Source organism: Streptomyces sp. NPDC057877, from assembly GCF_042796855.1.
Taxonomy (GTDB): Bacteria; Actinomycetota; Actinomycetes; order Streptomycetales; family Streptomycetaceae; genus Streptomyces.
In genome coordinates this window covers 80176-103378 of sequence record NZ_JBHVMS010000005.1, presented here as the reverse complement: position 1 = coordinate 103378, position 23203 = coordinate 80176, and the positions used below count along the sequence as shown (strand labels likewise).

Annotated in this window: 21 protein-coding genes and 1 pseudogene; 16 read left to right on the top strand and 6 right to left on the bottom strand. The window is 71.9% G+C overall.

Translation table 11 applies throughout. The annotated features are described in order from the left end of the window. Nucleotides 1-17: 17 nt before the first annotated feature. The 14 genes and pseudogenes from ACFVQG_RS15485 (at nt 18) to ACFVQG_RS15420 (ending at nt 14573) form a co-directional block, all read left to right on the top strand. Entirely contained in the window at nt 18-686 is a 669-nt protein-coding gene (locus ACFVQG_RS15485) for a GntR family transcriptional regulator (RefSeq protein WP_383382049.1), read from the top strand. Then, a complete protein-coding gene (locus ACFVQG_RS15480) occupies nt 683-1591 on the top strand; it encodes a dihydrodipicolinate synthase family protein (RefSeq protein ID WP_383382046.1) in 909 nt (302 codons plus the stop codon). Before ACFVQG_RS15485 ends, ACFVQG_RS15480 begins: the two co-directional genes overlap by 4 nt. After that, the gene (araD, locus tag ACFVQG_RS15475; protein WP_383382043.1) at nt 1588-3309 is read left to right on the top strand and encodes an L-arabinonate dehydratase; all 1722 of its coding nucleotides are present in this window, start codon (nt 1588-1590) and stop codon (nt 3307-3309) included. The genes ACFVQG_RS15480 and araD overlap by 4 nt, the downstream gene beginning before the upstream one ends. A 99-nt stretch (nt 3310-3408) precedes the next feature. After that, nucleotides 3409-4344: a carbohydrate ABC transporter permease gene (locus tag ACFVQG_RS15470; RefSeq protein WP_383382040.1), complete on the top strand. Its 936-nt coding sequence runs from the start codon at nt 3409-3411 to the stop codon at nt 4342-4344. Beyond that, nucleotides 4341-5240: a carbohydrate ABC transporter permease gene (locus tag ACFVQG_RS15465; RefSeq protein WP_383382037.1), complete on the top strand. Its 900-nt coding sequence runs from the start codon at nt 4341-4343 to the stop codon at nt 5238-5240. The genes ACFVQG_RS15470 and ACFVQG_RS15465 overlap by 4 nt, the downstream gene beginning before the upstream one ends. Next, nucleotides 5237-6406: a Gfo/Idh/MocA family protein gene (locus ACFVQG_RS15460; protein WP_383382034.1), complete on the top strand. Its 1170-nt coding sequence runs from the start codon at nt 5237-5239 to the stop codon at nt 6404-6406. The genes ACFVQG_RS15465 and ACFVQG_RS15460 overlap by 4 nt, the downstream gene beginning before the upstream one ends. Further along, complete coding sequence (locus ACFVQG_RS15455; RefSeq protein WP_383382032.1) at nt 6403-7248, top strand: PmoA family protein; 846 nt, start codon at nt 6403-6405, stop codon at nt 7246-7248. The genes ACFVQG_RS15460 and ACFVQG_RS15455 overlap by 4 nt, the downstream gene beginning before the upstream one ends. Next, nucleotides 7245-8768 carry a family 43 glycosylhydrolase gene (locus ACFVQG_RS15450; RefSeq protein WP_383382029.1) on the top strand — a complete coding sequence of 508 codons (1524 nt, stop codon included), beginning with the start codon at nt 7245-7247 and terminating at the stop codon, nt 8766-8768. The genes ACFVQG_RS15455 and ACFVQG_RS15450 overlap by 4 nt, the downstream gene beginning before the upstream one ends. Before the next feature lie 33 nt (nt 8769-8801). Further along, nucleotides 8802-9071, top strand: coding sequence for a hypothetical protein (locus ACFVQG_RS15445; RefSeq protein ID WP_383382026.1), 270 nt, complete (start codon nt 8802-8804; stop codon nt 9069-9071). Between the two features lie 75 nt (nt 9072-9146). Beyond that, on the top strand, nt 9147-10505 hold the full coding sequence (locus ACFVQG_RS15440; RefSeq protein WP_383382023.1) for an ABC transporter substrate-binding protein: 1359 nt from the start codon (nt 9147-9149) through the stop codon (nt 10503-10505). A gap of 75 nt (nt 10506-10580) precedes the next feature. After that, nucleotides 10581-10880: pseudogene (locus ACFVQG_RS15435) on the top strand (rhamnogalacturonan acetylesterase); the annotation flags it as partial. A gap of 33 nt (nt 10881-10913) precedes the next feature. Beyond that, on the top strand, nt 10914-12215 hold the full coding sequence (locus ACFVQG_RS15430) for a polysaccharide lyase family 1 protein (protein ID WP_383383771.1): 1302 nt from the start codon (nt 10914-10916) through the stop codon (nt 12213-12215). Nucleotides 12216-12285: 70 nt separating this feature from the next. Further along, nucleotides 12286-13389: a pectinesterase family protein gene (locus tag ACFVQG_RS15425; protein ID WP_383382020.1), complete on the top strand. Its 1104-nt coding sequence runs from the start codon at nt 12286-12288 to the stop codon at nt 13387-13389. Continuing rightward, entirely contained in the window at nt 13386-14573 is a 1188-nt protein-coding gene (locus ACFVQG_RS15420) for a dienelactone hydrolase family protein (protein WP_383382017.1), read from the top strand. The genes ACFVQG_RS15425 and ACFVQG_RS15420 overlap by 4 nt, the downstream gene beginning before the upstream one ends. 7 nt (nt 14574-14580) lie before the next feature. Here ACFVQG_RS15420 and ACFVQG_RS15415 read toward each other — a convergent pair whose 3' ends face one another. The 3 genes from ACFVQG_RS15415 to ACFVQG_RS15405 all read right to left on the bottom strand — a co-directional run bounded on the left by ACFVQG_RS15415 (nt 14581) and on the right by ACFVQG_RS15405 (nt 16919). Continuing rightward, nucleotides 14581-15414, bottom strand: a complete 834-nt coding sequence (locus ACFVQG_RS15415; RefSeq protein WP_383382014.1) for a pectate lyase — start codon at nt 15412-15414, stop codon at nt 14581-14583. Nucleotides 15415-15516: 102 nt separating this feature from the next. After that, entirely contained in the window at nt 15517-16350 is an 834-nt protein-coding gene (locus ACFVQG_RS15410) for a hypothetical protein (protein ID WP_383382011.1), read from the bottom strand. Next, nucleotides 16347-16919 (bottom strand): SigE family RNA polymerase sigma factor, encoded by a 573-nt coding sequence (locus ACFVQG_RS15405; RefSeq protein WP_383382008.1) that lies wholly within the window; start codon nt 16917-16919, stop codon nt 16347-16349. Before ACFVQG_RS15405 ends, ACFVQG_RS15410 begins: the two co-directional genes overlap by 4 nt. A gap of 251 nt (nt 16920-17170) precedes the next feature. Here ACFVQG_RS15405 and ACFVQG_RS15400 point away from each other — a divergent pair, with 251 nt between their 5' ends. Continuing rightward, entirely contained in the window at nt 17171-18628 is a 1458-nt protein-coding gene (locus ACFVQG_RS15400) for an NCS2 family permease (RefSeq protein ID WP_383382005.1), read from the top strand. Here the strand turns inward: ACFVQG_RS15400 and ACFVQG_RS15395 are convergent. The 3 genes from ACFVQG_RS15395 to ACFVQG_RS15385 all read right to left on the bottom strand — a co-directional run bounded on the left by ACFVQG_RS15395 (nt 18625) and on the right by ACFVQG_RS15385 (nt 21431). Further along, a complete protein-coding gene (locus ACFVQG_RS15395; RefSeq protein WP_383382002.1) occupies nt 18625-20082 on the bottom strand; it encodes a peptidoglycan D,D-transpeptidase FtsI family protein in 1458 nt (485 codons plus the stop codon). The two genes, ACFVQG_RS15400 and ACFVQG_RS15395, sit on opposite strands and share 4 nt — an antisense overlap. Nucleotides 20083-20178: 96 nt before the next feature. Further along, nucleotides 20179-20652, bottom strand: coding sequence for a GNAT family N-acetyltransferase (locus ACFVQG_RS15390; RefSeq protein ID WP_383381999.1), 474 nt, complete (start codon nt 20650-20652; stop codon nt 20179-20181). A 5-nt stretch (nt 20653-20657) separates the two neighbouring features. Further along, nucleotides 20658-21431: an IclR family transcriptional regulator gene (locus tag ACFVQG_RS15385; RefSeq protein ID WP_383381996.1), complete on the bottom strand. Its 774-nt coding sequence runs from the start codon at nt 21429-21431 to the stop codon at nt 20658-20660. A gap of 149 nt (nt 21432-21580) precedes the next feature. Here ACFVQG_RS15385 and ACFVQG_RS15380 point away from each other — a divergent pair, with 149 nt between their 5' ends. Beyond that, nucleotides 21581-23110 carry an aldehyde dehydrogenase (NADP(+)) gene (locus ACFVQG_RS15380; RefSeq protein WP_383381992.1) on the top strand — a complete coding sequence of 510 codons (1530 nt, stop codon included), beginning with the start codon at nt 21581-21583 and terminating at the stop codon, nt 23108-23110. Nucleotides 23111-23203: the final 93 nt, after the last annotated feature.

Below are 23203 nucleotides of genomic sequence, written 5' to 3'. Positions count from 1 at the left end.
AGATCCGAGAGGCGCGCATGACCTCTGTGCCCACGCCGATCCCCTCCCGCACGCAGTTTGTGCTGGAGGGGATCAAACACCGCATCCTCACCGGACAGCTGACGCCAGGTCAGGCCCTGGTCGAGACCGAACTCGCCGCACAGTTCGGGGTCTCCAAGACCCCGGTGCGCGAGGCGCTCAAGACCCTGGCCGGCACCGGACTGGTCGTGATGAGCCAGTACAAGGGCGTCACGGTGCGCATGGTGGACGCGGACATGGCGCGCGAGGTGTACGACGTCCGGCTGCTGCTGGAGCCCGAGGCGCTCCGCCGCACCGTGCGCCGCAAGGCCTCCCTGGACGCCGCCCGCGAGGCGCTCACCCGCGCCGACGGGGCCACCGACACCGCCGAACGCTCCCTCGCCAACCGGGAGTTCCACCGCGCCCTGTACGTCTCCTGCGGCAACCCGCTGCTCGGCCGGATGCTCGACGAGGTCCGCGACCAGGCCGCCCTCGTCTCCGCCGTCGCCTGGGCCGCCGACCCGTCCTGGGAGCGGGAGGCCCATGAGCACCGCGAGATCCTGCGGCTCGCCGCGGAGGGCGACGCCGACGGCGCGGCCCGCGCCCTGCACGCCCACATCGAGTCGTTCGTGCTGAAGGCCTTTCCCGACGCGGGGACCGGGGCCCAGGGAGAGGACGGTCAGGCATGACCACGACGTTCGAGACCCAGCGGGCGGCCCTGGCCGAGGTGGTGGCCATCCCGGTGACCCCGTTCGCCGAGGACGGCTCCGTCGACCAGGACACCCACCGCGCCCTGCTGCGCCGCCTGCTCGACGGCGGCATCACCACCCTCACCCCCAACGGCAACACCGGCGAGTTCTACGCCCTCACCCCCGAGGAGCGCCGCCTGGTCACCGAGCTGACCGTCGAGGAGGCCGGGGACCGCGCGGTGATCCTGGTCGGCGTCGGCCACGACGTGCCCACCGCCGTCGCCTCCGCCCGGCACGCCCGTGAGCTGGGCGCGGCGATGGTGATGGTGCACCAGCCCGTCCACCCGTACGTCTCCCAGTCCGGCTGGGTCGACTACCACCGCGCCATCGCCGAGGCCGTGCCCGAGCTGGGCGTGGTGCCGTACATCCGCAACGCCCAGCTGGCCGGTGCCCGGCTCGCCGAACTCGCCGACCACTGCCCGAACGTGATCGGGGTGAAGTACGCAGTCCCGGACGCCGCCCGCTTCGCCGCGTTCGCCCGCGACGCCGGTCTGGACCGGTTCGTCTGGGTGGCCGGGCTCGCCGAGCCGTACGCGCCCTCGTACTTCTCCGCGGGCGCCACCGGCTTCACCTCCGGCCTGGTGAACGTCGCCCCGGCCGTCTCGCGGAACATGATCGAGGCGCTGCGGTCCGGCGACTACCCGGCCGCCATGAAGGTGTGGGAGCAGATCCGCCGCTTCGAGGAGCTGCGCGCCGCCCACGGCTCCGCCAACAACGTCACCGTCGTCAAGGAGGCGCTCGCCTCGCTCGGTCTGTGCCGCCGCGAGGTCCGCCCGCCGAGCAAGCCGCTGCCCGACGACGAGCGCGCCGAGGTCGCCGCCATCGCCTCGGGGTGGTCGATATGAAGGCGCCTGAGGAACTCCGCAGCCACCAGTGGTACGGCACCGACGGCCTGCGTTCCTTCAGCCACCGGGCCCGCACCCGCCAGCTCGGCTACCTGCCCGAGGAGCACCTCGGCAAGCCCGTCATCGCGATCCTCAACACCTGGTCCGACATCAACCCCTGCCACGTCCACCTGAGGGACCGGGCGCAGGCCGTCAAGCGCGGGGTGTGGCAGGCGGGCGGGTTCCCGCTGGAGTTCCCGGTCGCCACCCTCAGCGAGACCTTCCAGAAGCCGACCCCGATGCTCTACCGCAACCTCCTCGCCCTGGAGACGGAGGAGCTGCTGCGGTCCTACCCCGTCGACGGGGCGGTGCTGATGGGCGGCTGCGACAAGTCGACGCCCGCGCTGCTGATGGGCGCCGCGAGCGCCGACCTGCCGACCGTGTTCGTGCCCGCCGGGCCGATGCTGCCGGGCCACTGGCGCGGCGAGACCCTCGGCTCCGGCACCGACATGTGGAAGTACTGGGACGACAAGCGCGCCGGGCTGATCGGCGACTGCGAGATGGCCGAGCTGGAGAGCGGCCTCGCGCGCTCACCCGGGCACTGCATGACCATGGGGACGGCGTCCACGCTGACCGCCGCCGCGGAGGCGCTGGGCGTGACCGTGCCGGGCGCCTCCAGCATCCCGGCCGTGGACTCGGGGCACGACCGGATGGCCGCCGCGGCGGGCATGCGGATCGTCGAGCAGGTCCACAAGGGGCGCACCCTCTCCGACATCCTCACCCGTGAGGCCTTCGAGGACGCCGTCACCACGGTCCTCGGCCTGGGCGGCTCCACCAACGCCGTCATCCACCTCATCGCCATGGCCGGACGCGCGGGCGTCCGGCTCACCCTGGACGACTTCGACCGCGTCGCCCGCACGGTCCCCGTCCTCGCCAACGTCCGCCCCGGCGGACAGAGGTACCTGATGGAGGACTTCCACTTCGCGGGCGGCCTGCCCGGCTTCCTCTCCCGCATCACCGACCTGCTGCACCTGGAGCGGCCCACGGTCTCCCACGACACCCTGCGCGAGCAGCTCGCGGGCGCGGCGGTCCACGACGACGACGTCATCCGCCCCCGGGACAACCCGGTCGCAGCCGAGGGCGGGGTCGCCGTCCTGCGCGGCAACCTCTGCCCGGACGGCGCCGTCATCAAGCACATCGCCGCCGAGCCGCACCTGCTCAAGCACACCGGCCCCGCGGTCGTCTTCGACGACTACCGGACGATGCAGCGCACCATCAACGACCCGGAGCTGGGCATCACCGCCGACAGCGTGCTGGTGCTGCGCAACGCCGGACCCAAGGGCGGCCCCGGCATGCCCGAGTACGGCATGCTGCCGATCCCCGACCACCTGCTCAGGCAGGGCGTACGGGACATGGTGCGGATCTCCGACGCCCGGATGAGCGGCACCAGTTACGGCGCGTGCGTGCTGCACGTGGCGCCGGAGTCGTACATCGGCGGACCGCTCGCCCTGGTGCGCACCGGTGACACGATCACCCTCGACGTCGACGCCCGCACCCTGCACCTCCACGTGGACGACGCGGAGCTGGAGCGCCGCCGCGCCGCCTGGACACCGCCGCCCGCCCGCTACGAGCGGGGCTACGGCGCCCTCTACAACGACCAGATCACGCAGGCCGACACCGGCTGCGACTTCGAGTTCCTGGCCCGCCCGGGCCACGTGCCGGACCCGTACGCGGGCTGACGCCCCGTACCCGGGCCGACGGTTGCCCTGCCCGCCCCGTACGGCCAAGAACGCACCGCGCACTTCGAGAAAGCGCTTCCCCCAAGAACGGAGAAAGTCATGGCCCAAGCCGCAGCCGTGGCGAAACCGCCCGCGCCACCGAGGCGGCGCCGTGGCTCCGCCACACCGCGGAGGCTGCCGTACCTCCTGATCGCTCCGGCGGCCCTGCTGATGCTGGGCTTCATCGCCTACCCGGTGCTCAGCGTCTTCTACTACAGCCTCCAGGACTACAACCCCACCAAGCCCTGGCGGAACGGCTTCGCGGGCTTCGACAACTTCGTCCACGCCTTCACCGAGGACCCCGTCTTCTGGGACACGCTGGTCTTCAGCGCCCAGTGGGTCGTCGTGGAGGTCGGACTCCAGCTCCTCTTCGGACTCGCGCTGGCCCTGATCGTCAACCAGACCTTCGTCGGCCGGGGCCTCGGCCGCGCCCTGGTGTTCTCCCCGTGGGCCGTCTCCGGCGTGCTCACCTCCGCGATCTGGGTGCTGCTCTACAACTCCCAGACCGGTATCACCCGCTACCTCGCGGACATGGGCATCGGCTCCTACGGCACCAGTTGGCTGTCGGACACCTCCACCGTGTTCCCGGCGGCGATCGTCGCCGACCTCTGGCGCGGGGTGCCCTTCTTCGCCATCCTCATCCTCGCCGACCTCCAGTCCGTGTCGAAGGACCTGTACGAGGCCGCCGAGGTCGACGGCGCCAGCCGCATCAAGCAGTTCTGGCACATCACCCTCCCGCACCTGAAGGACGCCATCGTGCTGTCCACGCTGCTGCGCGCGGTCTGGGAGTTCAACAACGTCGACCTGCTCTACACCCTCACCGGCGGCGGACCGGCCGGGGAGACCACCACCCTGCCGCTCTACATCGCCAACACCAGCGTCGACGCCCACAACTTCGGCTACGCGTCCGCCCTGACCACGGTCGCGTTCGTGATCCTGCTCTTCTGCTCGATCGTCTATCTGCGGCTGAGCAAGTTCGGAGGTGAGAACAAGTGAGCGCCACCAAGGAAGCCGCCGTCGCGCTGCCCGCGCCCCGGCGCGCCGCTCCTCAGCCGCAGCGCCCGGTGAAGGGCAAGCGCGCCTGGGACGAGGCCCCGCGCTGGCAGATCTACCTGCCCCTGTCGATCTATCTCCTCTTCACGCTCATCCCCTTCTACTGGATGCTGCTGTTCGCGCTGCGCCCGGCGGGCTCCACCTCGCTGGTGCCCTGGCCGATCACCTTCGACCACTTCGAGAAGGTGTGGACCGAACGCAGCTTCGGCACCTACTTCGAGAACAGCGTCTACGTCGGCATCGCCACGCTGCTCACGACCACCGTCGTCGCCCTCGCGGGCGGCTACGCGCTCGCCCGGTTCGACTTCCGGATCAAGCGGGCGTTCATGCTGGCCCTGCTCTGCTCGCAGTTCGTGCCGGGCGCGCTGCTGCTGGTCCCGCTGTTCGAGATCTTCGCGGAACTCCAGATGATCAACTCGCTCGGCAGTGTGATCATCGCCGAGACGGTGTTCCAACTGCCGCTGTCGATGATCCTGATCAGCAACTTCATCAAGAACGTGCCGTACTCCCTGGAGGAGGCGGCCTGGGTCGACGGCTGCAACCGCTTCACCGCCTTCCGCGCGATCGTGCTGCCGCTGCTGCGGCCGGGCCTGATCGCCGTCGGCTCCTTCGCCTTCGTGCACTCCTGGAACCACTTCCTGTTCGCCCTGATGTTCCTCAACAACCAGGACAAGCAGACCATCCCGGTCGGCCTGAACACCCTGATGAGTTCGGACAGCGTCGACCTCGGCGCCCTCGCGGCGGGCGGCATCATCGCCGCCGTACCGGTGGTCCTCGTCTTCGCCTTCATCCAGAAGTGGCTGATCACCGGCTTCAGCGCGGGGGCGGTGAAGGGATGACGACACCCCCGCCCGTCCCCGTCGTCCTCGCGGGTGCCCGCGGCCACGGCCGCTGGCACGTCGAGAACATCCGCCGCCTTGCGGACCGGGGCCTGGTACGCCTGGTGGGCATCTGCGAGCTGACCCCGCTCACCGAGGCGGAGTACGGCGGTGAACTCCCCGCCCAGTCGGCCGACTTCGGCGCCCTGCTGCAGTCGACCGGCGCCCGCGCCGCCGTCGTCTGCACCCCGATCCCCACCCACACCGACCTCGCGCTGACCGCCGCCCGCAACGGCGTCCACCTGCTCCTCGAGAAGCCCCCGGCGCCGTCGTACGCGGAGTTCCGCCGGATGGCCGACGGGGTCGCGGAGGCGGGCGTCGCCTGTCAGATCGGGTTCCAGTCGCTGGGCTCGCACGCCCTGCCCGCGATCCGTGAGCTGATCGCCGAGGGCGCCATCGGCGAGGTGCGGGGCGTCGGCGGCGCCGGGGCCTGGGCCCGCGACGAGGCCTACTTCCGGCGTGCCCCCTGGGCCGGGCGGCGGCGGCTGAACGGCGCCGACGTGATCGACGGGGCGCTCACCAACCCGCTCGCCCACGCCGTCGCCACCGGCCTCGCGCTCGGCGGCGCCACCCGGGCCGAGGACGTCACCGCCGTCGAGACCGAGCTGTGGCACGCCAACGCCATCGAGGCCGACGACACCTCCTGCGTCCGCGTCACCACCGCCGACGGCCGCCCCGTCACCGTCGCCGCCACCCTGTGCGCCGAGCACCCCGGCGAGCCGTACGTCCTCGTGCACGGCAGCCGCGGCCGGATCACCTTCTGGTACAAGCAGGACCGCGTCCTGCTCCAGCGCGCCGACCACGGCCCGCGGGAGTACGAGTACGGCCGCACCGACCTGCTGGAGAACCTCGTCGCCCACCTCACCACGGGCGCCGACCTGCTCGTCCCCCCGGCGGCTACCGGCGCCTTCATGCGGGTCGTCGAGGCGGTCCGCGGCGCCCCCGACCCGGCCCCGCTGCCGCCCACCGCCTGGCGGTCGCTGCCCGCCGAGCGGCGCCGGGTGGTGCCCGGCGTCGACGCGCTGGTGGCCGCAGCCGCCGACACCCTCTCCCTGTACTCCGAACTGGGCGCCGACTGGGCGCCGTACCAGCCGCACGCCCCGCGGAAAGAGGTGAGCACCCGATGACCGGCCAGGACTCCCCGGTGCTGCGCGTCGCGGGCCGCCCCGTCGGCCGCTACGTCACCCGGCCCGAACTGCCCGAGCGGCTCTCCCCGCGCCCCTACCTGCACCCCGTCACCACCCTCTCCGGCACGGCGGTCACCGAGCTGAGCCCCGCCGACCACCTCCACCACCTCGGCGTCGGTGTCGCCGTTCCCGACGTCGAGGGGCACAACTTCTGGGGCGGACGCACCTACGTCCGCGACCAGGGCCCCACCGAGCTGGCCAATCACGGCAGCCAGCGGCACGTCGCCTACCAGCTGCGCGACCCCGACGGCTTCGTGCAGGAGCTGCGCTGGATGGCGGCGGGCACCGAGCTGCTGCGCGAGCGCCGCACGGTCGCCGCCACCGAACTCACCGCCACCGCCTGGGCGCTGGACTTCACCTTCGCCCTCACCAACCCCACCTCCACCCCCCTGTCCTTCGGCAGCCCCGCCACCAACGGCCGCCCCGGCGCGGCCTACGGCGGCTTCTTCTGGCGCGCCCGCAAGGAGAACGCGGCACCCGACGTCTTCACGCCCGGCGCCGAGGGCGAGCGGGCCGTGCACGGTCAGCCCGCCGACTGGCTGGCGCTGGCCGGAACCACCTGGACGCTGGTGTTCGCCGGGGCCACCGACGCCACCCGCCGCGACCCCTGGTTCGTGCGCACCGCCGAGTACCCCGGCGTGGGCTCCTCCCTCGCGCACACCGAGCGCGTCCCGCTCCCGCCCGGCGACACCCTCGTACGCCGTGTCGTCACGGTCGTCGCCGACGGCCGCCTCGACCGGGGCGAGGCCGCGGCCCTGGTCCGCAAGGCGGTGGCCCAGTGACCGCGGGGACCTACACCAACCCCGTCCTCAACGCCGACTGGTCCGACCCGGACGTCATCCGCGTCGGCGACGACTTCTACCTCACTGCCTCCAGCTTCGGCCGCGCCCCCGGACTGCCGCTGCTGCACTCCCGCGACCTGGTCAACTGGACCCTGGTCGGGCACGCCCTGGACCGTCTGGAACCCGCCGAGGAGTTCCGCGTCCCGCGCCACGACCGCGGCGTCTGGGCGCCCTCCCTGCGCCACCACGACGACCGCTTCTGGATCTTCTGGGGCGACCCCGACCAGGGCGTCTTCCAGGTCAACGCCCCCGAGATCCGCGGCCCCTGGACCCGGCCGCACCTGCTGAAGCCGGGCAAGGGCCTGATCGACCCCTGCCCGCTGTGGGACGACGAGACGGGCGAGGCGTACCTCGTGCACGCCTGGGCGAAGTCCCGGTCGGGCGTCAAGAACCGCCTCACCGGCCACCGCATGCACCCCGACGGCACCACCCTCCTCGACGAGGGCAAGCTGATCGTCGACGGGGACCGCATCCCCGGCTGGTTCACCCTCGAGGGCCCCAAGCTCTACCGGCACGACGGCTGGTTCTGGATCCTCGCCCCCGCCGGGGGAGTGGAGACCGGCTGGCAGGGCGCCTTCCGCTCGCGCGGGTTCTTCGGTCCGTACGAGGAGAGGATCGTCCTGGAGCAGCAGGACACCGACGTCAACGGCCCCCACCAGGGCGGCTGGGTGCGCACCGGGTCCGGCGAGGACTGGTTCCTGCACTTCCAGCAGCGCGGCGCGTACGGCAGGGTCGTCCACCTCCAGCCGATGCGCTGGGGCCCGGACGGCTGGCCGGTGCTGGGGGACAAGGGCGCCCCCGTCGCCCGACACCGCCTCCCGGACCTGCCGCCGCAGCCGCCCGCCGCGCCCGCCACCGACGACGACTTCCCCGGCGGACGCCACGGCCGCCAGTGGCAGTGGACGGCCAACCCCGAGGACGGCTGGGCCACCGAGCACACCGGCGACGGTCTCCGGCTGACCTGCGTACGCTCGGCCACCGCGCACGACCTGCGCACCCTGCCGAACGTCCTGACCCAGCGGCTGCCGGGCCTGCCGAGCGTGGTCGAGGTGGACCTGCGGCTTGACAGCGAGGAACCCGGCGCACGGGCCGGTCTCGCGGTGCTCGGGGACGCGTTCGCGTGGATCGGGCTCCAGCGCGGGACCGACGGGACGGTCCACCTGGTGCACCGGTTCGCGGAATCCGTCGCCGAGCGGGAGCGGGACGCCGACCACGCGCGGCTCGCCCCCGAGGGCCGGGCGCGGCTGCGCGTCGAGATCGGCGCCGGGGCCCGCTGCCGGTTCTTCTACGACACCGGGGACGGCCCGCGCCCCTCCGGACCGGTGTTCGCGGCCACGCCCTGGCGCTGGGTCGGCGCGCTGCTCGGTCTGTTCGCCCTGGCGCCGGAGGGGGCGGGGCATGCCGGAGCGGGCACGTTCGGCCGGTTCAGGATCGGCGCGCCGGAAGCCCCACGTCCGTAACCCACCCCATGGACACGCCTGTTGGGAGCCGCAATGACGCACCTCCGTAGCAAGCGCTTGCCAGGAGCGGGCAGAACCCTGGCCGCGGTCGTGGGCCTGGTCGCCGCGCTCGCCCTGGGCGCGGTCGGGCAGGCCGACGCCGCGCCGCCCGGCCCGGACCGGTTCGCCGACCGGCCGCACGGGTTCGCCGCCCTGGCCGGGGGCCCCGCCTTCGACCCGCGGGACTTCCACGACTACCGGCTGGACCCGTCGGTGGCCGTGCCCGCGTCGGTGAAGCGGTTCGCTGGGCCGCAGCCGCACTGAGTCTCCTCCGATCTCGCTTGACTTCCCTGTTTTCCCTCCACATCTCCGTTGGATCCCAAAGAAGAGAGCCGACCAATGAAGATCAGCAACCACAGAAGCAGCACCGGCAGGCAGCGGCTGTCCGCCGCCGTCGCCCTGACCGCCGTCCTCGCGCTGACCGCCACCGCCTGCGGTGACGACGGCAGCGGCTCGGGCGGCGACAAGGGCGCCGAGGGCAGTGGCACCGGGAAGATCGTCTTCTGGGACAACAACGGCGGTGTCCGCACCGACATCTGGAAGGAGATCATCGCCGACTTCGAGAAGGCGAACCCGGACATCGACGTCGAGTACGTCGGCATCGCCTCCACCGAGTACCAGTCCAAGGTCGACACCGCCATCCAGGGCGGCAGCCTGCCCGACGTCGGCGGGGTCGGCGCGGCGATGCTCGCCGGGTTCGCCGCGCAGCAGGCCCTCGAACCGCTGGAGAACCGGCTCGCCGGGTCCTCGCTCAACGGCAGGCTCAACGAGGACATGGTCGAGTCGCTGAAGGCCGCCGGTGACTCCGAGCGCCTGTACTCCATCCCGACCTCCGCCAACAACGGCGTCCTGTACTACCGCACCGACCTCTTCAAGAAGGCCGGGCTCGAGGAACCGGCCACCTGGGACGCGTTCTACGAGGCCGCGGAGAAGCTCACCAACGCGGACGACAACGAGTTCGGCTACACCATCCGCGGTGGCGCCGGGTCCATCGCCCAGGCGCTGGACGCGATGTACGGCCAGTCCGGCATCACCTCCTTCTGGGACGCGAGCGGTGAGAAGACCACCCTCAACGACCCGAAGAACGTCGCGGCGCTGGAGAAGTACGCCGCCCTGTTCAAGAAGGTCACCCCCGCCGCCGACCTCAACAACGACTTCACCAAGATGGTCGCGCAGTGGGACTCCGGCACCATCGGCATGCTCAACCACAACCTGGGCTCCTACCAGGACCATGTGAAGGCCTTCGGCGCCGACAAGTTCCGCGGCATTCCGCAGCCCGCCGGGCCCGGCGGCAAGCGGGTCCAGGTGTCCAACCCGGTGGACGGGCTGGGTCTGTTCAAGAGTTCCAAGAACAAGGACGCCGCGTGGAAGTTCATCGAGTTCGCCACGTCGCACGAGTCGAACTCCAAGTTCAACCAGTCGGCCGGGCAGGTGCCCGCGAATCTCGACGCGGCGAAGGACCCGTGGGTTTCCGAGGCGGAGCCGACGAAGCTGGCGGCGGACGCGTTGTCGGACGGGTCGACGACGATCGTGCAGTTGCCGTACTACCTGCCTGACTGGAACACGATCTCCAAGGCGGACAACGAGCCGAACTTCCAGAAGGTGCTGCTCGGGAAGATGAGCGCGGAGGACTTCTGCGACCTGCTGGCGGAGCAGCTGAATGAGGCGCAGGCCGAGTGGAAGCAGCAGACTGGTTGATTCCGCCGGGTTTCGTCGTGGGGCGGTCTGTGGTTCTCGGGCTGCGGGCCGCCCCCGGCCGGGCGCGCCCCGCGGCCGGGCCACGGGGAGTACCCGGCGGCGATGCGGGTGCTGGCCGGGCGGGAGGGTGTGGCGCTGCTCGACGTGCAGGCGCTCCCGCTGTGGCAGGAGCCGGGGCCTGAGGAGACGAAGAAGTAGTTCGACTGGACGGCCACCGAGCAGGACACCACGCACTTCCATCCGCCGGGTGCCATCGCCGTGGCGCGGCTGGTGGCGCGGGAGCCGCTGCGCACGCGGGTGCTCGCGCCGCGCGATGTACGGCGGCTGGAGGAGGAGATCCCCGAGGCGTGGATCACCCGGCCGGAGGCCGCCGCGCAAGACCCCCAACGTGAGAAGGAGAGCCGCACAATGGAACGTAAGAAATGGCATGGGCATGCCAGAGCCGCCGCACTGGTCGGCTGTACCGCCCTCGTCCTGTCCCTGACCGGTACCGCCGCGCAGGCCGGTGGCGGCGGGGACCTCGGCCGTCAGGTGCTCGGCGCGCATGACGGCTGGGCCGCCGAGGGGACCGGCACGACCGGTGGGGCCGCCGCCGAGCGCGTCCACACGGTGACCACCTGGGAGGAGTTCCGGGCCGCGCTGGAGGCGGGAGGGACGGCACCCCGGATCATCAAGGTGAAGGGGACCATCGACGCCGTGTCGCAGGGATGCGAGGCGTTCGCGGCCGAGGGGTACGACTTCGACCAGTACCTCGCCGACTACGACCCCGCCGTCTGGGGCCACGACACCCCCGTCACCGGGACGCAGGAGGACCTGCGCGCCGCGTCCGCCGCCAACCAGAACCGGGCCATCAAGGTCGACGTCCCGGCCAACACCACCATCGTGGGGGTCGGCCGGGACGCCGCGATCCTCGGCGGCAGCCTGCAGATCAGGGGCGTGGACAACGTCATCGTCCGCAACCTCACCATCGAGGCCCCGATCGACTGCTTCCCGCAGTGGGACCCCACGGACGACAACAAGACCGGCGCCTGGAACTCCGAGTACGACGGCGTGGTGGTCTACGGCTCCACCCACGTCTGGATCGACCACAACACGCTCACCGACGGCCGCTACCCCGACAGCACCCTGCCGTCGTACTACGGCAAGACCTACCAGCAGCACGACGGACTGCTCGACATCGTGCGCGGCGCCAACCACGTCACCGTCTCCTGGAACTCCTTCCGGGACCACGACAAGACCATGCTGATCGGCAACAGCGACGGCGCGGGCGCCACCGACGCGGGCAAGCTGAAGGTGACGCTCCACCACAACCGCTTCGAGGGCGTCGTGGAGCGGGCGCCGCGGGTCAGGTTCGGGCAGGTGGACTCGTACAACAACCACTTCGTCGTGACGAGGGACCAGCCCTACGGCTATGTCTTCGGCATCGGCCACGAGTCACGACTGCACGCCACCGACAACGCGTTCTCGCTGGCCCCGGGCGTCAGCGTGGGCAAGGCGCTGAAGAAGTGGAGCGAGGCGCCGCTGACCGCCGAGAACAACTACGTCAACGGCAGGCGGGTCGACCTGATCGCCGTGCACAACGCGGAGATCCCCGCCGAGACCCTCCAGTCCGGCGCGGGCTGGACGCCCACCCTGCGCACCAAGGTGCACTCGCCGAAGGCGGTCCCGTGGATCGTCGACGGCGGCGCGGGCGCGGGCAGGCTGCGCTGACCCACCCCCGGCCGGGGCGGGCGGCACGAGACGCCCGCCCCGGCCCTCCAGTCGAAGGAGCACCACAGGCATGCCCCTCTCCCGCAGAAGCCTGCTCATCGCGGGCGGCGCCCTCGCCGTGGGTGGTCTCACCGCCACCCCCGCCCACGCCACCGGACGACGCCCGTTCGGCCGCCACGGCTCACCGGCCCACCGCCCCCACGACCGCGTCCTGTACGTCGACCCGCACGGCCGCGGCGACTTCACCACCGTCCAGGCCGCGGTGACCGCCGCGGGCAGCGGCTGGACCCTGGTCCTGGCCCCCGGCACCTACCGCGAGACGGTGACGGTCGCCGCCACCGCCACCGAGATGACCTGGATCGGCGCCTCCGAGAACCCCCGGGACGTCGTCATCGTCCACGACAACGCCGCGGGCACCCCGAAGCCCGACGGCTCCGGCACCTACGGCACCAGCGGCTCGGCCACCACCACCGTGCAGGCCGACGGCTTCACCGCCCGCTGGATCACCTTCGCCAACGACTGGCTGCGCGCCGACCACCCCGGCGTCAGCGGCACCCAGGCGGTGGCCATCAAGGTCCAGGGCGACCGCAGCGCCTTCACCCACTGCCGGTTCCTGGGCCACCAGGACACCCTGTACGCCGACACCCGCTCCCTCGACGCGTACGCCCGCCACTACTACGCCCACTGCTATGTCGAGGGCGACGTCGACTTTGTCTTCGGCCGGGCGACGGCCGTCTACGAGCACTGCCACTTCCGTACCCTGACCCGCACGGACCTGTCGACGGCCCCCTACGGTTTCGTCTTCGCCCCTTCCACGGCAGGCCCCAACCCCCACGGCTACCTGGTCCTGCGCAGCCGGGTCACCAGCGAAGCCCCCGACGCCTTCTACGAACTGGCCCGCCCCTGGGTCCCCAGCTCCGACCCGACCGCCGTCCCGATGCTCACCGTCCGCGACACCTGGCTGGGCCCCGGCATCGACGCGGTGACCCCGTACGCGAACATGCGCGACGCCTACCCGTGGCAGTCGATGCGCTTCCGGGAGTACGCCAACACGGGCCCGGGAGCGGCCGTCCTGGTGCCGGACAACCGACCCCAGCTGACGCCCGCCGAGGCCACCGGGCACACCCGGGGCGCCTACCTCGGCGACTGGCGGCCGTACGACCGCGAGCGGTGATCACCGACGGTCCGCTGCCCGCCTTCCACCCCGCCCTCAAGGCCGAGCTGGACTTCCCGCTCGCCTGGGGGCGGGCGCCGCTGCGGGACTTCGGCGCCTGGCGCCGGGCCGCGCGCGCCAAGGTGGAGGAACTGCTCGTGGTGGAGCGGGACGAGGAGACACCGTACGCCCCCGAGTTCCAGGACGGCGGCACCGGCGAGGGCTACTCCCGGGAGCTGGTCACCCTCTCCCTCACCCGCCACGAACGGGTCCGCGCCGCCCTGCTCACCCCGCACGGCACCGGCCCGTTCCCGGCCGTCCTCCTGCTCCACGACCACGGGTCCAGGTTCGACATCGGCAAGGAGAAACTGGTCCGGCCCTGGTACGACGACACCCGCGCCGCCGCCGCGCACGCCTGGGTGCGGCGCTGCTACGCCGGACGCTTCCTCGGCGACGAACTGGCCCGGCGCGGCCATGTCGTCCTCGCCACCGACGCCCTCGGCTGGGGCGACCGGGGTCCGCTCGTCTACGAGCAGCAGCAGGCGCTGGCGAGCACGCTGTTCCACCTGGGCTCCTCCCTCGCCGGGCTCATGGCCCGCGAGGACGTCCGCGCCGCCGGGTTCCTCGCCGGGCTCGAGCGGGTGGACCGGCGGCGGATCGCGGCCGTCGGGTTCTCCATGGGCGGCTACCGCGCGTGGCAGACCGCCGCGCTCGGCGACGACCTCGCGGCGGCGGCCTGCGTCTGCTGGATGACCTGCCTGAAGGAGACTCTGGTGCCCGGCAACAACATCCTGCGCGGACAGTCGGCGTTCCCCATGCTGCACCCGGGCCTCGCCCGCCACCTGGACTTCCCGGACGTGGCGTCCCTGGCCGCGCCCCGCCCCATGCTGTTCTTCGACGGCGCTCTCGACCCGCTTTTCCCCCGTGACGGGGTGCGCGCGGCGTACGCCCGGCTGCGTACCGTGTGGCGGTCCCAGGACGCCGGGGACCGGCTGCGGCTGCGCACCTGGCCCGACGTCGGCCACGCCTTCACCGCCCGGATGCAGGACGAGGTGTTCGACTGGCTCGGTGCCGTGCTGCCACGCCCGGAGACCACGGGCCCAGGGGAGCGCCCCCGCCGGTCGTCACCGGTGGGGGCGCTCGAGGTGCCGGACGGGTGGGGGCCCGCTCCGGCGGACCGGCCCGAGGGGGGCTCGGACCGGTGACCGGGGCCTAGTCGTAGGTCAGGTCCGTGGTCGCGTAGCGGCAGTGGGTGCCGTCGGGGCCGGTGCCCAGTTCCTTGGGCTCGGCGCCCGTGTTGTTGCCCTGGAAGCGGGTGCAGGGCTTGATCTTCTTGCTGCTGTCGCCGTGGACGCGGACCTTGCGCAGGGCCGCCGTCTCGCCGAAGTTGGAGTTGATGCCGACGATGGACTTGCCGGGGGCGGTGATGTCCACGTCGTTGATGATGACCTGGCGGTTCTGGTACTGGGTGGAGCAGTTGCCGCAGGTGCGGACCAGCTTGCCGAAGTCGGTGACCTGGAACCTGGTCACCACCAGCTTGCCCGCGCCGTTGAACTGGAAGACCTTGTCGCTGGCCTTCTTCGCGCCGCCGCCGTGGACCGTGTAGACCGCCGAGGCGGACTTGCCCTTGAAGGTGGCGGCGTCCTCGCCGACGTCCTCCCACCAGACGTTCTGGAGGGTGCAACTGCCCGTGCAGTGGACGCCGTCCGCGGCCGGGGAGCCCAGGATGACGTTCTTCAGCACCGCGCCGTCGGCCAGCTTGAAGATCGGGTCCTGGCCCTCGTCCTGACCGCTGCCGCCGAGCGCGCCACTGCCGTAGAAGCGCTGGTAGCCGCCGTCGTAGGTGCCGGAGACCGGGATCGTGGCGGTGACCGGCTTGTTGCCCTTCGCCGTCGGCCAGGTCGATGCCGCGCCCGCCGTGGAGAGCAGGGACGTGGTGGCCAGCGCCGCTCCCGTGAGGGCGAGCGCGGTCGCGGAGCCGATCACGGCCCGCCGCTTGGTGAGCCTGCGGCGATGCCGGGCGCGCTGTTCTGCTGGAGCACTCATGTGCCGAATTCCTTTGTGGGGTGGTGACTGTTGCGTCTTCCTGTCGCCACCGGTAGGGAAGTGGTTGCCGTGTCTGAGGAGTTTTTTTTCAGCGGGCCCGCGCTAGTCGGTCTCCGTCTGCGCGGCGAAGTCCCCCGTCACCGCCAGCCGGTCGTCGTCCTCCGTGTCCGCGCTCGCCTCGTACACGTCGTCCTTCGCGTCCCGGCCACCCCTGTCGTGGTCGTACTGTCCCGCGAAGACGAACTCGCCCGCCGGGACCGTACGGCCCTCCTTGAGCACCCACGTGTAGATCAGGTAGCCGTCCCGTTCCGTCACCGTCAGGTCGAAGTCGGCCTCCGGGAGGGAGCGCCAGGCGCCCGTCGACGTCACTCCGCCGTTCTGGGCGATCCGCAACTCCACGGTGAGGGAGGTCAGTTCCTCCTCCGACTTCAGGGTGACGTTGCTCTGCGCCCAGAACTCGTTGCTGTGCGGGTCCACCGAGCCGTCCGACCACAGGGGGCCGTCCGCCACGTCCGTGGGGGTGGGGGGCGGGGGGCTCTGCGGTGTCCGTGAGGGGGGAGCGCTCGTCTCCGGGGCGTCCTCGGTCCGGTCCGGCTGGGCGGGCGGGCGGCTCGTGGCGGACGGGGACGGGGGAGGGGTCGGTGACGCCGTCGGTGTCTGTGATGTGGCGACCGTGCCCCGCGACGGCGGCTCCTCCTTCACCGCCGACGCCACCGCGTAGCCGCCGACCGCGAGGACGCCCGCGACCGCGGCCGTGGCGCCCGCGACCCGGAGCCAGCCGAACACCGGGGGTAGCACGGCCCGGTGAGCCGGGGTGCGGTCCACCTCGGTCATGCCGCGCTCGACGCGGGCCAGCATGCGGGCGTGGTCGGGCTGGTGGGCCTCGGCCGCCTCGTGCAGCCGGGCGCGCAACTCCTCGTGCACGTCCCGCCTCATCGGTTCCTTCCTTCGCTGTCCGCGGCGGGCGTCGCCATCGCCGCCGCGCGGACCCGCCGCGACGTCGCCTCCGTGCCGAGCAGGCGCTGCAACTCCGCCATGCCCTTCGACGTCTGGCTCTTGACCGTACCCACCGACACACCGAGGGCCAGCGCGGTGTCCTTCTCCGACAGGTCGAAGGCGTGCCGCAGCACCACGCACGCCCGTTTGCGGAACGGCAGTCTGCGCAGCGCCCCTTGGACGTCCACCACCCCCGCCACGTCGGGGTTCTCCGTCTTCTCCTCGCGGTGCGACCAGAACAGCGCGATCCGGCGGCGCTCGCGCACCGCGCCGCGGATCCGGGTGCGGGCGAGGTTGGCGACCACGCCACGGGCGTACGCCACCGGATGGTCGGCCGCGCGCACCCGGTCCCAGCGGTGCCACAGCGCCAGCAGGGCGTCGGCCGCCAAGTCGTCGGCGGCGTCGGGCTCGCCCGTCAACAGGTGGGCCAGCCGGGCCAGTTCGGCGTAGTGACGCTCGAAGAAGTCATGGAACTCCACGGAGGCGGCGTCATCGACGACTGTCCCCACGCTCGTCTCTCCTCGCAGCGGTGGCCCGGCATGCGTCGGCATGCGTGGATCGAACAGCCGTGCGCCGGGAACGGATCCGGACTGTATCAGTGATCGCTGGGTGTGCCGTACGAGGTGCCGAACGGTGGTTGGAAGACCGAACGGTTCGGCTCTGATTCCGTAACACGGGGAAAACCTGAAACCGGTTCAGCGGGGGAACAATCCAGCCAGCATCCGCACACTGATCACTCCGGCACCAGGGAGCATCCGCCATGGCAGACACGCAGCAGGTGGCCGACCGGCCAGTCCCCCCGCCACCAGCGGCGAACGGCGTCGACCGGTTCTTCAAGATAACCGAGCGGGGATCCAGCTTCACGCGGGAGATACGCGGCGGCTTCGCCACGTTCTTCACGATGGCCTACATCCTTGTCCTGAACCCCATCATCCTGGGCAGCGCCGAGGACAAGTACGGCCAGCAGCTGGACGCCGTCCAACTCACCACCGCCACCGCCCTGGTGGCCGCGGTGATGACGGTCATCATGGGCGTCGGCGGCAACCTGCCGATCGCGCTCGCCGCCGGGCTCGGCCTCAACGCCGTCGTCGCCTTCCAGATCGCCCCGCTGATGAGCTGGGCCGACGCCATGGGCCTGATCGTCCTCGAGGGACTGCTGATCTGTGTGCTGGTGGTGACCGGGCTGCGCGAGGCCGTGATGCACGCCATCCCGCAGTCGCTGAAGCAGGCGATCAGCGTCGGCATCGGGCTGTTCATCGCCCTGATCGGCTTCGTCGACGCCGGGTTCGTCAGCCGGATCCCGGACGCCGCGAACACCACCGTGCCGGTTCAGCTCGGCGGCACCGGCACCCTCACCGGCTGGCCCCTCCTCGTCTTCTGCGTCGGCGTGCTGCTGACCATCGGGCTGCTCGCCCGCAAGGTCAAGGGCGCCATCCTCATCAGCATCGTCACCATGACCGTCGTCGCGATCGTCATCAACTCCGCGGCCGACATCAGGAGCTGGGGACTGACCACGCCCGAGTGGCCGGACAAGGTGGTCGACACCCCCGACTTCGGGCTGATCGGCGACTTCAGCCTCTTCGGCGCGTTCGACGAGCCCGAGGTCGGGGTCATCACCGTCGTCCTGCTGGTCTTCACGCTGATCCTGTCCGACTTCTTCGACACCATGGGCACGGTCGTCGGCATCAGCGCCGAGGCCGGACTGCTGGAGGAGGACGGCAAGGTGCCCGGCCTGAGCCGGGTGCTGCTCATCGACGGCGCCGCGGCGGTCGCGGGCGGCGCGGCGTCCGCCTCGTCGGCCACCTCCTACATCGAGTCGGCGGCGGGCGTCGGCGAGGGCTCCCGCACCGGCTTCTCCAACCTGGTCACCGGCTCACTCTTCGCCCTCGCCCTCCTCTTCACCCCGCTGCTGACCATCGTCCCCCTCCAGGCCGCCGCCCCCGCCCTGGTCGCCGTCGGCTTCCTGATGATGACCCAGGTCAAGCACATCGACTGGGACCGCTACGAGATCGCCATCCCGGCCTTCCTCACCATCGCGGTGATGCCGTTCACGTACTCGATCACCAACGGCATCGGCGCCGGGTTCGTCGCCTACGTCCTCATCAAGACCGTCCTCGGCAAGGCGAAGGACGTCCACTGGCTGCTCTGGGGCGCCGCCGCGCTGTTCCTGGTGTACTTCGCCATCGACCCGATCGAGCAACTCCTCGGCGTGCACTAGTCGTTGAGGGCCGCCTCCATCATGGCCCTGGCCACGGGGGCGGCCAGGCCGTTGCCGCTGACCTCCGAGCGGGCCGCGTCCGACTGCTCGACGACGACCGCGACGGCGACCTCCCGGTCCGAGCTGTCGGACCTGGCGTACGAGGTGAACCAGGCGTACGGCGTCTTGCTGTTGTTCTCGCCGTGCTGGGCCGTGCCCGTCTTGCCGCCCACCTCGGCGCCGGGGATCTGCGCGTTGGAGCCGGTGCCCTCGTCGACGACCGTGCCCATCGCCGACCGGAGCTGCTCCGCGGTGGCGGAGCTGACGATCTCCTTCGACGAGGCGTTGGCGTCGTAGTCCTCCAGCGCGTCGCCGTCGCTGTCGGTGATCTTCGACACCATGTGCGGCGCGACCAGCTCACCGCCGTTGGCGATCGCGGCCGACACCATCGCCATCTGCAGCGGGGGCGCGGTGACGTCGAACTGGCCGATGCCGGTCAGCGCGGTCTGCGCGTCGTCCAGGTCCGAGGGGTACACGCTCTCGTACGCGCGCACCGGCACGTCCTGCTCGTCGTCGTTGAAGCCGAACCTCTCCGCCATCGCCCGGACCTCGTCCTCGCCCAGGTCGACGGCCATCTTGGCGAAGACGTTGTTGCAGGAGTACTGCAGCGCCGTACGGATCGTGGCGTTCTCGCACGGGGCGTTCGGGTTCTCGTTGGACAGGACCCGCGTGGTGCCCGGCAGGGTGTACGGGTCCGGGCTGTCCGTCTTGTCGTCCACCGACGCGTACAGGCCGTCCTCCAGCGCAGCCGCCGCCACGACCAGCTTGAACGTCGAGCCCGGCGGCAGCGGCTGGCGCAGCGCGCGGTTGGTCAGCGGCTTGTCCTCGTCGGCGTTGAGTTCCTCCCAGGCCTCCCCGGCGGTGTTGGCGTCGGTCAGCGAGGAGGGGTCGTACGAGGGGGTCGACACGACGCCGAGGACGCGGCCCGTCGACGGGTCGATGGCGACGGCCGCGCCCTTCTTGTCGCCGAGCGCCTCGTATGCCGCGCGCTGGACGTCCGGGTCGATGGTCGTCACCACGTCGCCCGGGTCGGCCCGCTGGTTGGTGACCGTGTCCATGACCGTCTTCAGCCGGGTGTCCGTGCCGTTGAGCAGGTCCGCGTAGATGCCCTCCAGCTGGGTGGGGGCGTACGCCTGCGAGGCGTAGCCCGTCACCGCCGCGTACAGCTCGCCGTCGGTGTACGTGCGCTTGTACGCGAGGTCACCGCCCGACGTCCGGGCCGAGCCGGTGACCGCGTCCCCGGCCACGATGATGTCGCCGAGCGGGGCCGCGTACGTCGCGATCGCGTTCCGCCGGTTGTCCTTGTCGTCCGCGAGGGCCTGGCCGTCGTAGAACTGCACCCAGGTCGCCCGCACCAGCAGGGCGAACACCAGGAGCAGCGCGAAGACCGAGGCGCGCCTGATCGTCTTGTTCATCGCGTCCGGAAGACGAACGGGGCCGACCGGATCGTTCCCGTCCGGACCGTTCCGGGCGGTTTTCTCATCGAACGTTCATGGGCCGCCGGTGTCCACTCACCCCTCCAGGTGCAGCACGACCTCGGCGATCTCCTCGCCGCGCGCCCGCGCGTACCCCGACGCGTGCGCCGTGACCCTGAAGCCGCAGCGCTCCAGCACCCGCAGCGACCCGGCGTTGTCCGCCGCCGCGCGCGCGTACAGCGGGCGCTCGGGCACCTCGGCCAGCAGATGGCGCAGGGCGGCGGTGGCGATGCCGCGCCCCCAGTAGGCGCGGTCGATCCAGTACGTCACCTCGCGCTCGCCCGGTTCCCCGTACACCGCCGCGCTGCCCACCACGTCACCGTCGGCGAGCACGGTCCGCGCCACCACGTCGTCCGAGGCGCGGATGCGCCCCCAGTGGGCGGCGAAGGCGTCCCAGTCGGCCGGGTCCTCCGGCGTGAAGGCGGCCATCCGCAGCGCCTCGGGGTCGTTCAGCTGCCGGAAGAACACGGGCAGGTCGCTGTCGTGTACGGCGCGCAGGGCGATCAGCATGCTGGTCAGAGCCTCCGGGTGGCGAGGGTCAGGCGGTCACGGGCGTCGAAGAGGGCGTCCTTCACCATCTGCTCATGGGCGGGGGTCAGCCGGGCCACCGGGATCGAGCAGCTGATCGCGTCCCGCGCGGGGGTGCGGTACGGGATCGCCACGCCGAAGCAGCGCAGCCCCAGCGTGTTCTCCTCGCGGTCCACGGCGAAGCCCTGCTCCCTGACCTGGTGCAGCTCCTCGATGAGCCGCTCCCGGTCGGTGATGGTGTGCTCGGTCAGCGCGGGCAGCGTCTCCGGCAGCAGCTTGCGGACCTGTTCGTCGGAGTAGGTGCTCAGCAGCGCCTTGCCGAGGGAGGTCGAGTGGGCCGGGAGACGGCGGCCGACGCGGGTGAAGGGGCGCAGGTAGTGCTGTGACTGGCGGGTGGCGAGATAGACGACGTTCGTGCCGTCGAGCCGCGCCAGGTGGATGGTCTCGGTGGTGTCGTCCGACAGCCGGTCCAGCGTCGGCCGGGCGACCGCCACCACCTCGTCGCCGTCGATGTAGGAGGTGCCGACCAGCAGCGCCCGCACCCCGATGCCGTACCGCGTGCCCGTCGCGTCGGTCTCCACCCAGCCCAGCTCCACCAGGGTGCGCAGCAGCATGTAGAGGCTGGACTTGGGGTAACCGACCGCCTCCTGGACCGCCGCCAGGGAGTGCATACCGGGGCGTCCGGCGAAGTACTCCAGCAGTTCAACCGTCCGCACCGCGGACTTGACCTGCGCGCCGCCCCCCGTCTCGCCAGCCGACATCGCCCTTGACCCCTTCGTTCGGCGGGAAATAGTCTCCAACAGCATATTCACCATCAGAGACAGCGTTCAGTATATCGAACAGCCCTGGTGGATGACCCGGCTCAGAGTCACCGGATATGAGTGACCGGATACACGTGAAGGGACCCGCGGTGGCAGCAGCACCAGTCTGGAGTGTCGACCCCCGAACCGGGAAGCAGCGTGAACAGGTTGCGGTGGAGGCCACGGCCCAGGAGGTGGACGCCGCCGTCCGGGCCGCGCACGACGCCCGCGCCGCCCTGACCGACCGCACCGTGCGCGCGGCCTTCCTGCGCACCGCCGCCCAGCGGCTTCAGGACGCCAGGGACCAGCTCGTCGAGGCCGCCGACGCCGAGACCGCGCTCGGCCCGGTCCGGCTCACCGGCGAACTCGCCCGCACCTGCTACCAGCTGCGGGCCTTCGCCGACATCGTCGACGAGGGCGCCTTCCTCGACGTCGTCATCAACCACCCCGACGACACCGCCACCCCGCCCATCCCGGACCTGCGCCGCTACAAGGTGTCGCTCGGCGTCGTCGCCGTCTACTCCGCCTCCAACTTCCCCTTCGCCTTCTCCGTCGCGGGCGGCGACACCGCGAGCGCGCTCGCCGCGGGCTGCCCGGTCGTCGTCAAGGCCCACCCCGACCACCCGGCCCTGTCCGAGCTGGTCGCCAAGGTGCTGCGCCGCGCCGCCGCCGAGCACGGCATCCCCGACGGCGTGCTCGGCCTGGTGCACGGCTTCGACGCGGGCCTGGAGCTGATCCGGCACCCGCTGGTCGCCGCCGCCGGGTTCACCGGGTCGGTCCGGGGCGGGCGGGCCCTCTTCGACGCCGCCGCCGCGCGGCCGGTGCCGATCCCCTTCCACGGCGAGCTGGGCTCCCTGAACCCCGTGCTGATCACCGAGGCCGCGGCGGCCGAGCGTCCCGAGCAGATCGGCGGCGGACTCGCGGGCTCCATGACGCTGGGCGTCGGCCAGTTCTGCGTCAAGCCCGGCCTCGTCCTCGCCCCGCAGGGCGCGGCGGGCGACCAGCTCGTGAAGTCCCTGACGGACGCGGTCAGCGACACCGAGGCGGGCGTCCTGCTCGACCACCGGATGCGGGACAACTTCCTCGCCGGGATCGCCGAGCGCACCCGGCTGCCCGGCGTCGAGTCCCCGGTCACGCCCGGCGCGGGCGGCGAGCACACGGTCAGCGCGGGCTTCCTCACCGTCCCGGCGGAGAAGCTGGCCGAGGAGGGCGCGTACGACCTGCTCCTGGAGGAGTGCTTCGGGCCGGTGACGGTCGTCGCCCGCTACGCCGACGAGGCGGAGGCCACCGCGGTGCTGTCGCGGCTGCCGGGGAACCTCACCGCCACGGTGCACGTGTCGTCCGACGAGGCCGCGGGGCAGGGGCGTGGCCCCGAGCTGCTGGCCGAGCTGACGCCGCTGGCCGGGCGGGTGCTGGTCAACGGATGGCCGACCGGGGTCGCGGTCGCGCCCGCGCAGCATCATGGCGGGCCGTACCCGGCCACGACCTCCACGTCCACTTCGGTGGGGGGGACGGCCATCGAGCGGTGGCTGCGGCCGGTGGCGTACCAGAACGCGCCGGAGGCGCTGCTGCCGCCGGAGCTGCGGGACGACAACCCGCTGGGGCTGCCGCGCAGGTTCAACGGGCGGCTGGAGCGGTAGGGCTTCGCCGTCGGGGGTGCGGTAGGGCTTCGCCGTCGGGGTGCGGTAGGGCTTCGCCGTCGGGAGTGCGGTGGTCTGCCGGGTGCCGGGTGC

Excerpts from the sequence above, each read along its gene's own strand:
- ACFVQG_RS15390 (WP_383381999.1), bottom strand. The coding sequence starts at position 20,652 with ATGCTGATCGCCCTGCGCGCCGTACACGACAGCGACCTGCCCGTGTTC.
- ACFVQG_RS15480 (WP_383382046.1), top strand. The coding sequence starts at position 683 with ATGACCACGACGTTCGAGACCCAGCGGGCGGCCCTGGCCGAGGTGGTG.
- ACFVQG_RS15430 (WP_383383771.1), top strand. The coding sequence starts at position 10,914 with ATGGAACGTAAGAAATGGCATGGGCATGCCAGAGCCGCCGCACTGGTC.
- ACFVQG_RS15470 (WP_383382040.1), top strand. The coding sequence starts at position 3,409 with ATGGCCCAAGCCGCAGCCGTGGCGAAACCGCCCGCGCCACCGAGGCGG.
- ACFVQG_RS15440 (WP_383382023.1), top strand. The coding sequence starts at position 9,147 with ATGAAGATCAGCAACCACAGAAGCAGCACCGGCAGGCAGCGGCTGTCC.
- ACFVQG_RS15415 (WP_383382014.1), bottom strand. The coding sequence starts at position 15,414 with ATGAGTGCTCCAGCAGAACAGCGCGCCCGGCATCGCCGCAGGCTCACC.
- ACFVQG_RS15410 (WP_383382011.1), bottom strand. The coding sequence starts at position 16,350 with ATGAGGCGGGACGTGCACGAGGAGTTGCGCGCCCGGCTGCACGAGGCG.
- ACFVQG_RS15425 (WP_383382020.1), top strand. The coding sequence starts at position 12,286 with ATGCCCCTCTCCCGCAGAAGCCTGCTCATCGCGGGCGGCGCCCTCGCC.
- ACFVQG_RS15455 (WP_383382032.1), top strand. The coding sequence starts at position 6,403 with ATGACCGGCCAGGACTCCCCGGTGCTGCGCGTCGCGGGCCGCCCCGTC.
- ACFVQG_RS15445 (WP_383382026.1), top strand. The coding sequence starts at position 8,802 with ATGACGCACCTCCGTAGCAAGCGCTTGCCAGGAGCGGGCAGAACCCTG.
- araD (WP_383382043.1), top strand. The coding sequence starts at position 1,588 with ATGAAGGCGCCTGAGGAACTCCGCAGCCACCAGTGGTACGGCACCGAC.
- ACFVQG_RS15395 (WP_383382002.1), bottom strand. The coding sequence starts at position 20,082 with ATGAACAAGACGATCAGGCGCGCCTCGGTCTTCGCGCTGCTCCTGGTG.
- ACFVQG_RS15385 (WP_383381996.1), bottom strand. The coding sequence starts at position 21,431 with ATGTCGGCTGGCGAGACGGGGGGCGGCGCGCAGGTCAAGTCCGCGGTG.
- ACFVQG_RS15485 (WP_383382049.1), top strand. The coding sequence starts at position 18 with ATGACCTCTGTGCCCACGCCGATCCCCTCCCGCACGCAGTTTGTGCTG.
- ACFVQG_RS15460 (WP_383382034.1), top strand. The coding sequence starts at position 5,237 with ATGACGACACCCCCGCCCGTCCCCGTCGTCCTCGCGGGTGCCCGCGGC.
- ACFVQG_RS15400 (WP_383382005.1), top strand. The coding sequence starts at position 17,171 with ATGGCAGACACGCAGCAGGTGGCCGACCGGCCAGTCCCCCCGCCACCA.